Source organism: Deltaproteobacteria bacterium (genome assembly GCA_028818775.1).
GTDB lineage: Bacteria > Desulfobacterota > Binatia > UBA9968 > JAJDTQ01 > JAJDTQ01.
Map to the genome: position 1 here is coordinate 103,637 of JAPPNE010000048.1, position 13,811 is coordinate 117,447.

Genomic DNA, 13,811 nt, shown 5'->3' on the forward strand with positions numbered 1-13,811 from the left:
CCTACCAGGCCATCTCCAGGCACTCCAGCACCTGCGACGCCGAGTGGATCTTCTTGGGGTTGTTGTGGGTGCTGATGTCGTCCAGGGCCGCCTCGGCCAGCGACGGCAGTGCGTCGCGCGGGATCTCCAGGTCCCGGAGCCGCAGCGGCAGTCCCATGTCGACGTTCATACGGTACACCACCTCGGGGGCCTCGGCCGCGGCCTTGAGGTCGTCGGGCTCGTTGACCCCCATGACCCGGGCCATGCGCGCCATGGCGTCGGTGGTGCCGTCGAGGTTCCAGCGCATGGCGTAGGGCAGCATCAAGGCGTGGATGTTGGCGTGGGGCACGGTGAAGCGGCCGCCGATCACATGGACGATGCCGTGGTGAATGCCGGTCCAGGCGCTGTAGACCCCCAAGCTGGAAAGAGTTGCCGCCACCTGCATTTCGCCGATGGCCTCCAAGTCGTTCATGTCCGCCACCAGCCGAGGCAGGTAGGTGGTAATGGGTCCGATGGCCGCCAGGCAGTAGGCTTGGCTCAGAATCTGGGTCTGGGTCGAGTATACGGCCTCCACGCAGTGCGCCAGCGCGTTCATTCCGGACGCCGCCAGGAGCTTGGGCGGGGCCGTCTGCGCCGCCTCCGGGTCCAGCATGACCGTCCGCGGCGACATCTTGGGATCGGCCAGGATGAGCTTGTGGCCTCCTTCCGCCAGCCCCGCCGAATAGCTGTACTCGCCGCCGGAAAAGGTCGTCGGGATGGCGATGTGCGGCAGCTTGGGCGCCGGCATGGGCGGCACTTCCTTCTTGTCCGGCGGGATGAAGTGAGTGGCCAAGTCCTTCAGCGGACGGCCTTCCGAAATGAGCGCGGCCATGCCCTTGGCGGTGTCGATGGAGCTGCCGCCGCCGACGCTGACGAAGGCGTCGGCCGCAGCATCCGTCGCCTCTTTCGCCGCCACCGCGATGGAGTCCGTGGGCGAATGGGGCTGCACGGTATCGAAGACGCCCACGCAAAGGTCGCCTAATGCCGACCGGACCGCGTCCAGCAGGTAGGATCTGGCGATGGAAGGCGAAGTCACAACGAACACGCGTTCCGCGCCCAGGCGCCGTACCTCGTCCGCCAATTGTTTCACGACCCCGCGGCCGAAAACGATGCGCTCCACGCGCGGATTGCTGTACTCGAACGGGAAAACCGCCATCCGTTACCTCCTCGCTGATCCGTCAGGTGTGGGGTACCGAGCCGGGTTTGTCAACGGCGCCGCGTGCACATGTCCAACAGAATGCTTCGGTCAACCCCCGTGACTCAGCACCCAGACCCCGCCGACGATGCAAGCCGCGGCCAGCCCGTCCCGCAGCGTCACGGTTTCCAGGGCCCTGAGGGTGAAGTGGGACAGCGCGAAGGTGATGAGCGGGGAGATGCGCCAGATGGGCGCCACCAGGACCGCGGGGGCCAGCAGGAGCGCATGGTAGGTGCAGAGCGAGGCGAGGGCCTCCGTGACGCCGCCAATGGCGAAGAGCACTCCACTCTTGAACGGCACCCGTTCCTGCCGCCAAGCCTGGATGCCCAACCAGGGGCCGGCCGTGAACAGCAGCACCGTGGACGTTATGTGGTTGATCAGGGTCGCGAAGGCCGGCACCCCGGCTGCCAGCAAGCCCCATTTCTTGAAGACCGGATTAATGCCGAAGGCCAACGAGGACAACAGCGGGTACATGAAGTAGACCAGCCGGTTGGGAGCGCCCTCTTCTTCGAGCGGACTGACCGTCAGGAACAGCACGCCGGCCACGATCACCACTACCCCGACGAGGATTTCCCAGCCCACGTGCTCGCTCAGGAACACCCATCCGAGCAGCACGGTGACGAGCGGCGAGGAGTTCTTGACCGTCACCGACTTCGACGCTCCGACACTGTCGATGCCGAGGTTCAGAAAGACCTTCCCAAGGCACGCCGCCACGCCGGTGAGCGTGAAGGAGAGCACCGGGAGCCAGTCCAGCGTCACGAACTCCCCGCGCCAAGCCGTCGCCGCCACCAGGGTCGCCAGGGACCAGTACTGGGTCCAGAGCGTCGCCATGGTGACGTTCGACTCCGCCATGCCCTTTTTGATCAAGGTCGGGACCACGCCCCAGATGATGCCGGCGGCGAGAGCGTAGAGGATGGCCAGGGTGAGGTCGTCGATCATGGAAGAGGCTGGGCGTGTCGCTGGAGGCACGCAAGCGCGGGCAGTTCTGGAGATAGACCAAGTCCATGAGTAAATCAATTGACTCGGGCCGCGAAGAGCGTGGACATCCTGCGTCGACCCGGCTAGCGTCCTGTCTGGCGGATTCGCTCCAAGTTGACACCTCCGGACCCTGCGGGCATCATTCTGGAAACCGACACACTCCGTATCGGAACACCCTAAGTATCGAACCGCACTGAAGGAGCCGGGGACCAACCATGAGCGACGTCCGTTTTGTCGACACCACCGTGCGCGACGGCAACCAGAGCCTTTGGGCGCTGAACATGCGCACCGACGCGATGCTTGCGGTGGCGGAGCACATCGACGAGGCCGGGTTCGAGTCGGCCGAGTTCTTCGTCACGGTGATGTTCAAGAAGCTGGTGCGCGAGCAGAAGGAGGACGCCTGGGACTGGTTCCGGCTGGGCACCAAGCGCTTCCGCAAGACCCCGCTCCGGCTCCACGGCGGCCTCAAGCTCATCGAGAAGATCCCGGTGTGCGTGTTCGAGCTGATGATCCAGCGCATCATGGACTACGGCATCACGCTGACGCGCACCTCGAACTCGTGGAACAACTACGACGAGTTCGACGTGGAGAAGACCGGGCTCAAGAAGCTCGGCATGGACACGGTGGTGAACCTGATCTACTCGGTGTCGCCGCGCCACACCGACGAATACTACGCGCAAAAGGCGCGGGAGGCCGCGGCCATCAACCCGGTGCGGATCTGCTTCAAGGACGTGGGCGGGCTGCTGACCCTGGAGCGGGCGCGCACGCTGATCCCCATCGTGCTGGAGAACATCGGCGACACGCCGGTGGAGTTCCACGCCCACTGCAACAACGGGCTGGCGCCCTTATGCTACCTGGAGGCCGTGGACATGGGCCTGACCACGCTGCACACGGGCATCCCGCCGCTGGCCAACGGCTCGGCGCAGCCGTCGATCTTCAACGTGGCGCGCAACCTCCGGGCCATGGGGCACAACCCGCTCATCGACGAGGAGGTGCTGCGGCCGGTGACGGAGAAGCTCCAGTACATCGCCCGGCGGGACAACCTGCCGGTGGGCCGGGTGGTGGAGTACGACGAGTCCCAGTACACGCACCAGGTGCCCGGCGGCATGATCTCCAACTTCCGCCACCAGCTCGCGCTCATCGACATGCGCGACCGGCTCGACGCCATCCTTGAGGAATGCGTCCGGGTGCGCGAGGAGTGGGGCTATCCCATCATGGTGACGCCGCTGTCCCAGTTCGTGGGCACCCAGGCGGCCATCAACGTCATCTGCGGCGAGCGCTACAAGGAGGTCACCGACCAGGCCATCCAGTACGCCCTGGGCTACTGGGGCAAGGAAGGCGCCGAGTACATGGACCCGGAGGTCAAGGACAAGATCCTGGGCCGCCCACGCGCCAAGGAGTGGGAACACTGGGAGCTGCCCACGCCGTCGATCCAGGAGGTGCGCCGCCAGATCGGCGCCACCCACGTGTCCGACGAGGAGTTCCTGCTGTGGGTCTTCGCCGGCGAGGAGGCGGTCAAGGCCCTGCCCGACGGCGGCCGCCCCAAGGAGTACCTGAGCGCGAGCACGCCCCTGGTCCGGCTGGTGGGCGAGCTGACCCGCCAGGACAAGGCCAACCACATCTACATCCGCAAACCCGACTTCTCGCTGACCCTCGGCCGGGCCGGCGCAGATTGACACGCTGCCGCCGATCGGATAATCCCGAAGGACGGTCTTCCGCCATCCGCGACCGCTCCATTCCAGTACCAGGGAGGGAACCCAGTGACCTCAACCAGTCCCCGACGCATCATCGACGGCGACGGCCACGTGGTCGAAGACATTGCGGCCATCATCGACAACATGCCGCCGGAGTACATCGGCAAGACCTTTTCGGAGGCACGCGCCAAGAGCCCGTTTCCGCCCATCGACCACCTGCACTCGGCCAACCGCCACTACGTCCCGGAAGGGGCCTTCGCCAACGTCGGGCCGGAGGGCTGGGAAGTGTTCCTGGAGGACGTGCGCATCGACGCCACGGTGCTCTACACCAGCGCCGGGCTGGCCTTCGGCAAGATCGTGAGCCGCGACTGGGCCATCGAGCTGGCGCGGGCCTACAACAACTGGATCCACGAGACCTACGTGGCCCGGAGCCCGCGCTTCCAGGCCATGGGGCTGCTGCCGCTGCAGGAGCCCAAGGCCGCGGCCGCGGAACTGCGGCGCATGGTCACGGAGCTGGGCCTGTGCGGCGCCATGCTGCCGTCCACCGGCGCCAACATGCCGCACCTGGGCTCCGAGCGCTACTGGCCCATCTACGAGGAGGCGGAGCGGCTGGGATGCGCCATCGGCATCCACGGCGGCGCGCACGAGGGCATGCTCATGGACGACATGACGCCGTACGCGCCGGTGAACGCCCTGGGTCACCCCATGGGGCAGATGATCTGCTTCGCCGGCGTCATCTTCAACGGCGTCCTGGACAAGTTCCCGGGGCTCCGCATCGGCTTCCTGGAGGCCGGCTGCGCCTGGCTGCTCACCTGCCTTGAACGGTTCAGCGGCTCATGGGCGAGCCACGTGCAGTACGACCCGCGCGGGCGCTTCCTCAAGCTCGACGACGGCATGAGCATCACCGACTACGTCTGCCGCCACATCGACGAGGACCGCATCTTCGTGGGCGTGGAGGGCGACGAGCTGTCCATCGCCGAGGCGGTGCGCGTGGTGGGCAACAAGCCGTTCCTGTTCTCGTCCGACTACCCCCACGAGGTGGACGCGGCCACGTGCAAGCACGAGCTGCAGGAGCTGGAGGAGAACGAGGAGCTGAGCGACGACGACAAGGACGCCATCCTCTTCCGCAACGCCCAGCGGTTCTACCGGCTGGGCGAGGGCGCGGCGCAGGGCGCGTAGGCCCTTCGACTTCGCTTCGCTACGCTCAGGACGAATGGAGAATGAACGGGAGGCCAACCGTGAGCACGTTGCAAGATCAGATGATCGTGGACGGCGACGGCCATGTGGTGGAGGACCACGAGGCCATCTGGGCGCGGATGCCCGAGGCGTACCGCGGGAAGAACTGGTCCGTGCGCAGTCCCTTCGCGCCCAACGACCACCTGCACGCGGCCAACCGCCACTTCGTTCCCGAGGGCGCGTTCGCCAACGTTGGCCTCGAGGGGTGGGTGGAGTTCCTGGAAGACGTAGGGGTCGAAAGCACGGTGCTCTACCCTTCCAACGGCCTCACCTTCGGCCGGATCGTGAGCCGCGACTGGGCCATCGAGCTGGCGCGGGCCTACAACGACTGGATCCACGACGAGTACACCGCCCGGAATCCGCGCTTCCAGGCCGTGGGACTGATCCCGCTGCAGGAACCGGAAGCCGCGGCGGAGGAGTTGCGGCGCATCGTCGAGGAGCTTCACTTCACCGGCGCCATGCTGCCGGGCACCGGCGCGGCCCAGCTTCAGAACCACCTGGGAGACGAGCGCTACTGGCCCATTTACGAAGAGGCGGACCGGCTCGGCTGCGCCATCGCCGTCCACGGCGGCATCCACGACAACATGGGGCTGGACGACATGAGCCCCTATGCGCCAGTGAACGCCCTGGGGCACCCGTTCGGGCAGATGGTGAACTTCGCCGGCATCGTCTTCAACGGTGTGCTGGACCGCTGCCCCAACGCCCGCTTCGGCTTCCTGGAGGCCGGAGCCGCGTGGTTCATCAACTGCCTGGAGCGCTTCGAACGTTCCTGGAGCAGCCACGTCCAGTACGATCCCAACGGGCGCTTTCTCCGGCTCGGGGACAATGAATCCGTCACGGACTACGTCCTCAAGCACGTGGACGCGGGCCGGATCTTCGTGGGCGTGGAGGGCGGCGAGCTGACCCTTCCCTTCGCCGTGCGCATCGCGGGCAACAAGCCGTTCCTCTACTCGTCCGACTTTCCGCACGAGGTGAACCACGCGACCGCGAAGGAAGAGATCCAGGAACTGCGGGAGAACCCCAAGCTCACCGACGACGACAAGGCGGCGATCCTCCACGGCAACGCCCGGCGCTTCTACCAACTCGGATAGGGTGCCGCCGGGCTTCTCACCGTGACGCAGCGCCGCCCTCCCCTCTCGGTCCCCTTCTTCTACGGCTGGGTCGTCGTGGCGCTGACCTTCTGCGTCAACCTCACCGCGGCCGGCACCCGCTCCGCCGCAACGCTGCTGATCAAGCCGCTGGAAGCCGAGTTCGGCTGGAGCCGCACCCTGGTCTCCGTGCCGGGCGCCATGAACCTCCTCCTGTTCGGCATCGGCGCACCGTTGGCGGGCTGGCTGGTGGACCGCTACGGCTCCCGCCGGGTGGTGTACTATTCGCTCGCCATGGTGACGGTGGGGCTGGTGGCAACGGCCTTCATCCAGCAATGGTGGCAGCTCCTGTTCTTCTGGGGCCTGGTGGTGGGCGTCGGCACCAGCGCCACCCCGGTGCTCGCCGCGTCCGTGGCCAACCACTGGTTCGTGCGGCACCGCGGCGTCACCATCGGCATCCTCACCAACGGCAACGCCGCCGGGCAGATGGTCTTTCTGCCGCTGCTCACCATCATCATCGCCGCCAGCGGCTGGCGCGGCAGCATGTTGTTCCTGGGCGTCATCGCCTTCGGGCTGATGATACTGGTGTCCATGTGGATGCGCGACGAACCGGCGGACGTGGGCCTGGAACCCTTGGGCCAGCATGACACCGGTAGCGTCGCCGCGGCCGCCCGGCGCGACGTGCCGGCGTCGGCCACCCCGGTGCGCGACGCCTTCCGCAGCTCCACCTTCTGGCTCCTGAGCGCGGGCTTCTTCGTCTGCGGCGTCACCGCCAACGGGCTCATCGGCCTGCACCTCATACCCCATGTCGTCGAGGACCTCGGCATCGCCGCGGTCGTCGCCAGCCTCATCGTGGGGGTCATGGGGGGCATCAGCTTCATCGGCACCATCGGCGCCGGCTGGCTGGTGGACCGGGTGGACGCGCGCAAGGTCCTGGCCCTGGCCTACTTCCTGCGCGGCTGTGCGCTGTTCCTGCTGCCCTTCGTCGACAGCCTGCCGGGATTGATCGTGTTCGCCACGGTGTACGGCATCGACTGGTACGCCACCGGCCCCGCCACCACGGCCATCGCCGCGGACACCTTCGGCCGGCACGCGGTGGCGCGCATCTTCGGCTGGATCTTCCTGGCGCACCAGCTTGGCGCCGCCTCGGCGGGCAATATCGCCGGCGTGGTGTACGACGCGTTCGGCGAGTACCAGTACGCGTTCCTCGCCGGCGCCACCATGGCGCTCATCGCCGCCGCATTGGTGTTGCAGATCACGCCGCGGGCGGCCCGCCTGACCCCGGCGGCGGGCACCGCGTAAACGGAGACTCTCATGCAGCTACCACCCATCGCCGCCACCACCATCGGCAGCTTTCCCCGGCCCGGTTGGCTGGCCAGCGCCGTCCGCAGCACGGTCACCTTCAACCTGGAGGGAGACCTCTTGCAGGAAGGCCTGGACGACGCCACCGCCCTCGCCATCCGCGGCCAGGAACTGGCCGGTCTCGACCTCGTCACCGACGGGGAGCAGCGCCGTCCCCACTTCATCGACCACGTCCTGAACTCCATGGAGGGCGTGGACACGGTGAACCGCGTGCCCAAGGGCCTGTACCGGCGGCGCGAGGAGGTGCACCAGGTGCCGCGCGTGTACGGCCCCATCAGCCGGCGGGTCCCGGCCGTGGTGGAGGACCTGCGCTTCGCCAAGTCGCGCACGGACCGGCCCGTGAAGATGGCAGTGCCCGGACCCATGACGGTTATTGACAGCACCCTGGACGAACACTACGGCGGGGACGAGGCCGCCATGGCCATGGACGTGGCCGCGGTCCTGAACGCCGAGTTGCGCGACCTTCAGGCGGCCGGGGCGGACGTGGTGCAGATCGATGAGCCCGCCATGACCCGCTACCACGAGAAGGTGGCCGACTACGGCGCCCGCGCCCTGGACCGCTGCATCGAAGGCATCACCATCCCCACCATCGTGCACCTGTGCTACGGCTATCCCGGCGGCAAGAGCCTGCAGCACGAGTACGAGTACCCGGAACTCTTCCCGCTGTTGCTCGAAACCAACATCGGCGGATTGGCCGTGGAATTCGCGCGCAGCAACTACGACCCGGCCATCCTCGAACCGTGCAAGGAGCGCCTTGTCCTGTTCGGCGCCGTGGACCCCAGCGACACCCCCGTGCCCCCGGTGGACACCGTGGTGACGCGCGTCCGTGACGCCCTCCGCTACCTCGACGCCGACAAGCTCCTGCTGGCTCCCGACTGCGGCCTCATGACCGTGAGCCGCGAACTGGCGTTCGCCAAGGCGAAACTTCTGGCGGATGCCGCCGCGGAGTTGCGCCGGACGCTGTGACCGTACGGCGAGTGCCGCCTACCCACTATGATCGGGCAAATTATCCGGACAGGATACTGACATCACCACGAACCATCACCGATGTATCGCCTCGTGAAACTGCCTGAAGGTGTCGCCGGCCGTCTCTACGTCGGCAGCATGCCCGGCCGCTACGAGGTGTTCGAGGAGGCGTGGCGCGCCATCATCGACCACGGCGTCACCCGCGTCATCTGCCTCGTGCCCTCGGAAGAACTGCGCGACAAGTCGCCGCTCTACGCCCGCGCCGTCGATGAGGCGCGGATGCCGTGGGTGCACGAGAGCTTTCCCATCGAGGACTTCGAGGCCCCCACCGACCGTAAAGCATTCTGGGCCATGGCCCGCAAAGCCGCGCGCCTGCTCGACGAAGGAGAGACCCTGCTGGTTCACTGTGCAGCAGGGATCGGCCGCACAGGCACCTTCTCCGTGTGCGTGCTGCTGGCCCTGGGCCTGGCCCCGGCCGCTGCGCGCGCGGCCGTGCGCAAGGTCGGCTCCGCCCCCGAGAACGCCGCCCAGGACGACGTGATCCGGTGGGCGGCGGGCCTGCTGAACGGGTCGGAAAAGGCGAGTTGACAGGTCCCAGGGCTAGGGGCATCATTCAATCGTCCGGAATGGATATCGAGCTTCAAGGGAGGACATGAAGATGAGCCGCATCACACCCCCTCTCAACTTCTCCAAGTGGATCGATGAGCACCGTCACCTGCTCAAGCCGCCCGTGGGCAATCAGGTGGTCTACAAGGACACCGAGTTCACGATCATGGTGGTTGGGGGACCCAACACCCGCAAGGATTACCACGTGGACGAGGGCGAGGAGTTCTTCTACCAGCTCGAAGGCGACATGACGCTGCGCATCATGGAGGACGGAGCGCCGCGGGACATCCCCATCCGCGCGGGCGAGATCTTCCTGCTGCCGCCCAAGGTGCCGCACTCGCCGCAACGGAGGGCCAACACCGTCGGGCTCGTCGTCGAGCGCCAGCGGCGTGAAGGCGAGCTGGACTGGTTCCAGTGGTACTGCGACGACTGCAACGCCAAGATCTACGAGGAATCGGTGCAGCTCACCGACATCGTTGCCCAACTCCCGCCCATCTTCGAGCGCTTCTGGAAGAACGAGGCCAACCGCAAGTGTGACGGCTGCGGCACCGTCATGGAGCCGCTCAACTGAGCCGCGACCCGCGCGCACCCACTTCCAGGCTCTACCGCGGCCTCGCCAACGCGCTGACCCTGGGGCGCTTCGCCGCCCCGGTCCCCTTCATCTACCTGATGGTCGAAACCTACCGGGGAGCCCCAGGCTCCCCCGGTGCGCTACTGTTCGCCCTGTACGTCGTCACTGCGTCTTCAGACCTCGCCGACGGCTACTTCGCCCGCCGCTCCGGCGCCCCGAGCGCACGCTGGGCCCGTCTCGACGCCTCGGCGGACGTGCTCTTCAACACGACGGCCCTTCTGGCGGCCGCATGGCTCGAACTCGTGGGCTACTGGGTACCCTTGGGCATCGCCGCCCTCGCGGCGCAGTTCCTGTACCGCAACAGGACGGCGCACGCCGACACCGGGCCGCAACTCCTGGAGGACCTCCCCGGAAAGGCCGCCGGCGTCATCTACTACCTGCTGGTGGGCGCCGTTGTGTTGGGAATCTGGCTGGACCGGGATCGGGCACCCGTGTGGCTCGGTTGGGCGGGGAACGCGGTGTTCGTTTACACGGCGCTGGTCTTTGCACGCAATCTTCGGCGGTCCGACTCATCCGGCGACTAGCGATCGCCGCCATACAGCTTGAGCGGCATCAAACAAGCCGCGGCAACGAAGACGAAAACCCCCGCGAGCACGAAGGCCGAGCCGAGGCCGTAGAGATCGGCCAGGTAGCCGGCGATGATGGGCGTGGGCAGGACCGCGATCTGGGCGATTACCGTGGTCAGGCCTTGGGACGACGCCTGCACGTTGGCGCCGGAGACGTCGGCGATGACCGCAGTGAGCACGTTCATCAGGGTGTAGAAGAAGGTGCCGATGGCGGTGATGACGAGGGTCAAGCCCAGCACGGGGGGCGCCACGGCGAGCAGCATGTAGAGGACCGCGAGGACAAGCATCGAGGGGACCAGCACGAGCTTCCGGCCGTAGCGGTCGGAGAGATAGCCCAGCGGGGTCTGAGAGAAGATGCCGACGACGTGGAGCAGCATCCAGTAGACACCCAGCAGACTTGCCGAAAGCTTCAACTCCTCCACGAGGTAGATGGGCAGAAAGGTCAGGACCACGACCCGGCCCATGGTGAGGAGGCCTCGGGAGGCGGATATCGCCACAAAGGTGCCGTCCCTGAGCAGCGCCATCATCTCGCCGAAGCGTCCGATGCGCGACCGGGGGACTTCATCCTGCCGGAACAACCCGAGGAGCCCGCGAAGGACCAGAAAACCGAAGAGGATCCCGGGAACGATCTGCCACCAGAGAATACCCTCCCACGGCAACGCCGCCAGCAGCACGCCCTGGGCCAGGGGCGACAGGCTGTCGCTCACCGTGGCGCCGGTGCCGTGGACCGAGATGGCCGTGCCCCGCCGTTCCGGGAACTTGGACGTGAGTGTCGCCGCGGCCGTCGGATGCCATAAGGCGGTGCCGAAGCCGATGAGCACGCTGGCGGCGAAAGCGACACCGAAGCCGCCGCGGCTTCCGAAAAGCAGGTACGCCAGCCCCATCATGACCAGGGAGGAGGCCAGTATCATGTCCCGGTACCGGTGCAGGGCGTCTGCGAGGATTCCGGCGGGAAGGTTGAGGGTACCCTGCCCGAATTGGCGCGCGGCCCCCAGCGCCCCTGCCTGCACCGCGTTGAGACCGAGCCCGGCCTTGATGAACGGCAACGCCACCGGAAACAACTGCTGGAACCAGTGGATCACGATGTGTCCGCCGGTCACGACGGCCAGCAGACGGAGCCGTTCCTGTCCCAGGTCGCGGGCGGCGTCTACGAGACGCTGGGTGCGGGAACGGACGAGCGGACTATGGTCGGGAGCGATCATCGACATGCCAAACCGCCCGTCGCCCTGTTGCTTCGCGGCCGTGACTTGTCGCGCTTGATGTTGAGATCGACTCCCACCAAGGAAGATTTTTTCAAAAATTCGGCCGTCGACAGTTCCGACCGCGCCATGCGGTCGTAGTCGTCCGCGGACAGTACCACCGCCGTCCTGCGGCCATTCACCATGATGGTCTGCGGACCCGACTCCATGGCATCATGCACCACCTGTTCGAGGCGGGTCTTTGCTTGCTCGAGCTTCCAGATGTTGATCATGTGCTCCTCCCCTGCCGTCCTCACCAGATAACACGCAACTCCCCGAAGCCCAAAGGTCAGTCCTGTACGGTCCTCTTCCCGAACAAATCCGCGTACACCCGCGGCAGGAAGATCAGGCCGAAGGAACCGTTGGCGAGCATGAACGTGAGGTGGGCGGCGAGGCTGTAGGCGAGGAGGTCGGCCTCGGCGGCGTAGCCGCCGAAGAAGAAGATCCAGGCGGCCTGGGAGGTGCCGAGGTGGGCCACGGTGACGGGCAGCGCGGCCACCAGGTAGACGATGGGCAGGAAGGCCAGCAGCGGCAGCACGGGGATCTCGATGCCGAAGAACGTGAGTGCCCGGTAATGGACCAGCAATGACAGGAAGAACACCGAGCCCTTGAGGACGAGGATCGCCAGGGACTGTCGTAAGCGCACCCGGCGGAACGTGGACAGCAGTACGTTGCCGCCGAAACGCCGTCCCAGCGCCCCAAGCCGGCCGCGGGCGATGCCGACCACGGTGAGCCAGATCAGTGCCAGCAGCACCGGCAGGACGAAGAAGACCGCCGGCGTACCGCCGGGGAAAGCGGCCGAGCCCACGGTGGCGAAGAAGATGAGGTTGGTGGCTTCCAGCAGGATGAGCAGCACCACGGTGCTGGTGATCTCGCCCAGGGGCGTGCGGAAGCGACGGTTCAGGTAAAGCGCCAGCGCCGCTTGGGCAAGCTGCGTGTTGATGATGGCCACGACGTAGGTGGACGCGCGCACCGGCAGCAGCTCCCGGTAACGGATCGGTCCGTGAAACCAGCGAATCAAAGCGGTGAGCACCGCCGAGTCCGCCAGGAAGAAACAGAGCGAGAACGAGCCCATGACGGCGAAGAACGGCAGCAGGCGCGCGCCGGAAACGGCCTGCCAGAAGGCCTCGAAGGGGATGCGCCAAAAGATGATGCCGAAGATGATGATGGTCAGCGCGACCGGCACGAGGCGAGCCAGGAGGCTCTGTTCCTTCGGCGAAGCCGTTGTTCCACGAGTCGCTGAATCGTTCACGTTCCTTGTCCGTGTTGGGTAGCCTGCCTGTGAGCCTGCGCCGACAGTTCATCCAGCAGTTCGTCCACCGGGGTCAACGGAAACGGCAGAAGCTCGCGCGTTTCCGTGGCGTCCCCGAGATGCTCGTTGAACAGCGTGTCGAAGAGGGTCGGGTTCCAGCCCCACCCCAGCCGTCCGCCCATGACGGCGGTTGCCTTTGCCAGCCAGCCGGGCACACCCACCACCAGCGGACGGCGGTCCATGCGGGCCGCGGCCCGGCGCAGCAGTTCGGCGTAGGTCAGGGTGTCGGGACCCACAAGGTCCAGCACGTGGACCGGGGCGGTCTCCACCGTGAGCGCCCACTGGATGGCGCGGGTCACGTCCGCGAGCGCCACCGGCTGGATGCGCACCTTGCCGCCGCGCACCAGGGGTACCACCCGTCTCGCTGCCAGATGGAACAGAGTGCGCGTCGACGGCGTTCCCCCGCCCAGCACCATGGGGACGCGGAACACCACGGTCTCGAATCCCGCGCGGCGGATGGCCGATTCGGCCTGAGCCTTGGAACGCAGGTACTCGTTGGGCGAGTTCAACTTCGCGCCCGGCGCGCTCAGGTAGACGAACCTACCAACGCCGGCGGACTTGGCGGCGGACAGCACGGTTCGGGTGGTCGCGGTATTGGCATCCTGGAGCCGCTCGCCACGCCGAGGCTGGAGTGCCCCGGCCAAGTGCGCCACGGCGGCAGCACCTGCAACCGCGTCCGCCAACGATCCGGAATCGCCGTAGTCGACTTGGCGGACTTCGACCGGGAGACCGTCGAGGACGGCGGCCTGGGCGGGTCCTCTCACCAGCGCACTCACACGTTCACCCGGTGGACGAGCGGATTCCGCCAGAAGACGGATCAGCGCGACTCCCACCACACCGTTGGCCCCAGTGACTACGATATCGATGGCAGGACTCCCAGCCCCACCGCTCCTGGATTCCCGCGTTCGCGGGAATGACGGT

At 66.8% G+C, this 13,811-nt stretch carries 14 protein-coding genes; 8 read left to right on the top strand and 6 right to left on the bottom strand.

From position 1 onward, the window contains the following. Position 1: 1 nt before the first annotated feature. Positions 2-1,174: an iron-containing alcohol dehydrogenase family protein gene (locus tag OXU42_05205; GenBank protein MDE0028788.1), complete on the bottom strand. Its 1,173-nt coding sequence runs from the start codon at positions 1,172-1,174 to the stop codon at positions 2-4. A 90-nt stretch (positions 1,175-1,264) separates the two neighbouring features. Then, on the bottom strand, positions 1,265-2,152 hold the full coding sequence (locus tag OXU42_05210; protein ID MDE0028789.1) for an EamA family transporter: 888 nt from the start codon (positions 2,150-2,152) through the stop codon (positions 1,265-1,267). 254 nt (positions 2,153-2,406) lie between these two features. Between OXU42_05210 and OXU42_05215 the strand changes: the two genes are divergently transcribed. The 8 genes from OXU42_05215 (at position 2,407) to OXU42_05250 (ending at position 10,298) form a co-directional block, all read left to right on the top strand. Next, positions 2,407-3,867 (top strand): hypothetical protein, encoded by a 1,461-nt coding sequence (locus OXU42_05215; GenBank protein ID MDE0028790.1) that lies wholly within the window; start codon positions 2,407-2,409, stop codon positions 3,865-3,867. Between the two features lie 84 nt (positions 3,868-3,951). Further along, positions 3,952-5,064, top strand: a complete 1,113-nt coding sequence (locus OXU42_05220) for an amidohydrolase family protein (protein ID MDE0028791.1) — start codon at positions 3,952-3,954, stop codon at positions 5,062-5,064. Positions 5,065-5,123: 59 nt separating this feature from the next. Further along, entirely contained in the window at positions 5,124-6,212 is a 1,089-nt protein-coding gene (locus OXU42_05225; protein ID MDE0028792.1) for an amidohydrolase family protein, read from the top strand. Positions 6,213-6,233: 21 nt separating this feature from the next. After that, positions 6,234-7,511, top strand: coding sequence for an MFS transporter (locus OXU42_05230; protein ID MDE0028793.1), 1,278 nt, complete (start codon positions 6,234-6,236; stop codon positions 7,509-7,511). Positions 7,512-7,523: 12 nt separating this feature from the next. After that, positions 7,524-8,537, top strand: coding sequence for a hypothetical protein (locus OXU42_05235; GenBank protein ID MDE0028794.1), 1,014 nt, complete (start codon positions 7,524-7,526; stop codon positions 8,535-8,537). Between the two features lie 93 nt (positions 8,538-8,630). Beyond that, positions 8,631-9,125, top strand: coding sequence for a protein-tyrosine phosphatase family protein (locus OXU42_05240; protein ID MDE0028795.1), 495 nt, complete (start codon positions 8,631-8,633; stop codon positions 9,123-9,125). A 70-nt stretch (positions 9,126-9,195) separates the two neighbouring features. Next, positions 9,196-9,714, top strand: a complete 519-nt coding sequence (locus OXU42_05245; GenBank protein MDE0028796.1) for a 3-hydroxyanthranilate 3,4-dioxygenase — start codon at positions 9,196-9,198, stop codon at positions 9,712-9,714. Positions 9,715-9,812: 98 nt separating this feature from the next. Continuing rightward, entirely contained in the window at positions 9,813-10,298 is a 486-nt protein-coding gene (locus OXU42_05250; protein ID MDE0028797.1) for a hypothetical protein, read from the top strand. On the opposite strand, the gene OXU42_05255 is transcribed toward OXU42_05250, so the two are convergent. From OXU42_05255 to OXU42_05270, 4 genes are read right to left on the bottom strand one after another with little or no spacing between them, the layout of a single operon-like run. After that, on the bottom strand, positions 10,295-11,548 hold the full coding sequence (locus OXU42_05255) for an MFS transporter (GenBank protein MDE0028798.1): 1,254 nt from the start codon (positions 11,546-11,548) through the stop codon (positions 10,295-10,297). The two genes, OXU42_05250 and OXU42_05255, sit on opposite strands and share 4 nt — an antisense overlap. Continuing rightward, a complete protein-coding gene (locus OXU42_05260) occupies positions 11,539-11,811 on the bottom strand; it encodes a type II toxin-antitoxin system prevent-host-death family antitoxin (protein MDE0028799.1) in 273 nt (90 codons plus the stop codon). The genes OXU42_05255 and OXU42_05260 overlap by 10 nt, the downstream gene beginning before the upstream one ends. Before the next feature lie 56 nt (positions 11,812-11,867). Next, positions 11,868-12,830, bottom strand: a complete 963-nt coding sequence (locus OXU42_05265; GenBank protein ID MDE0028800.1) for a lysylphosphatidylglycerol synthase domain-containing protein — start codon at positions 12,828-12,830, stop codon at positions 11,868-11,870. Continuing rightward, the gene (locus OXU42_05270; protein ID MDE0028801.1) at positions 12,827-13,750 is read right to left on the bottom strand and encodes an NAD(P)H-binding protein; all 924 of its coding nucleotides are present in this window, start codon (positions 13,748-13,750) and stop codon (positions 12,827-12,829) included. Before OXU42_05270 ends, OXU42_05265 begins: the two co-directional genes overlap by 4 nt. Positions 13,751-13,811 lie beyond the last annotated feature (61 nt).

Excerpts from the sequence above, each read along its gene's own strand:
- OXU42_05260 (MDE0028799.1), bottom strand. The coding sequence starts at position 11,811 with ATGATCAACATCTGGAAGCTCGAGCAAGCAAAGACCCGCCTCGAACAG.
- OXU42_05210 (MDE0028789.1), bottom strand. The coding sequence starts at position 2,152 with ATGATCGACGACCTCACCCTGGCCATCCTCTACGCTCTCGCCGCCGGC.
- OXU42_05250 (MDE0028797.1), top strand. The coding sequence starts at position 9,813 with ATGGTCGAAACCTACCGGGGAGCCCCAGGCTCCCCCGGTGCGCTACTG.
- OXU42_05205 (MDE0028788.1), bottom strand. The coding sequence starts at position 1,174 with ATGGCGGTTTTCCCGTTCGAGTACAGCAATCCGCGCGTGGAGCGCATC.
- OXU42_05235 (MDE0028794.1), top strand. The coding sequence starts at position 7,524 with ATGCAGCTACCACCCATCGCCGCCACCACCATCGGCAGCTTTCCCCGG.
- OXU42_05215 (MDE0028790.1), top strand. The coding sequence starts at position 2,407 with ATGAGCGACGTCCGTTTTGTCGACACCACCGTGCGCGACGGCAACCAG.
- OXU42_05255 (MDE0028798.1), bottom strand. The coding sequence starts at position 11,548 with ATGTCGATGATCGCTCCCGACCATAGTCCGCTCGTCCGTTCCCGCACC.
- OXU42_05245 (MDE0028796.1), top strand. The coding sequence starts at position 9,196 with ATGAGCCGCATCACACCCCCTCTCAACTTCTCCAAGTGGATCGATGAG.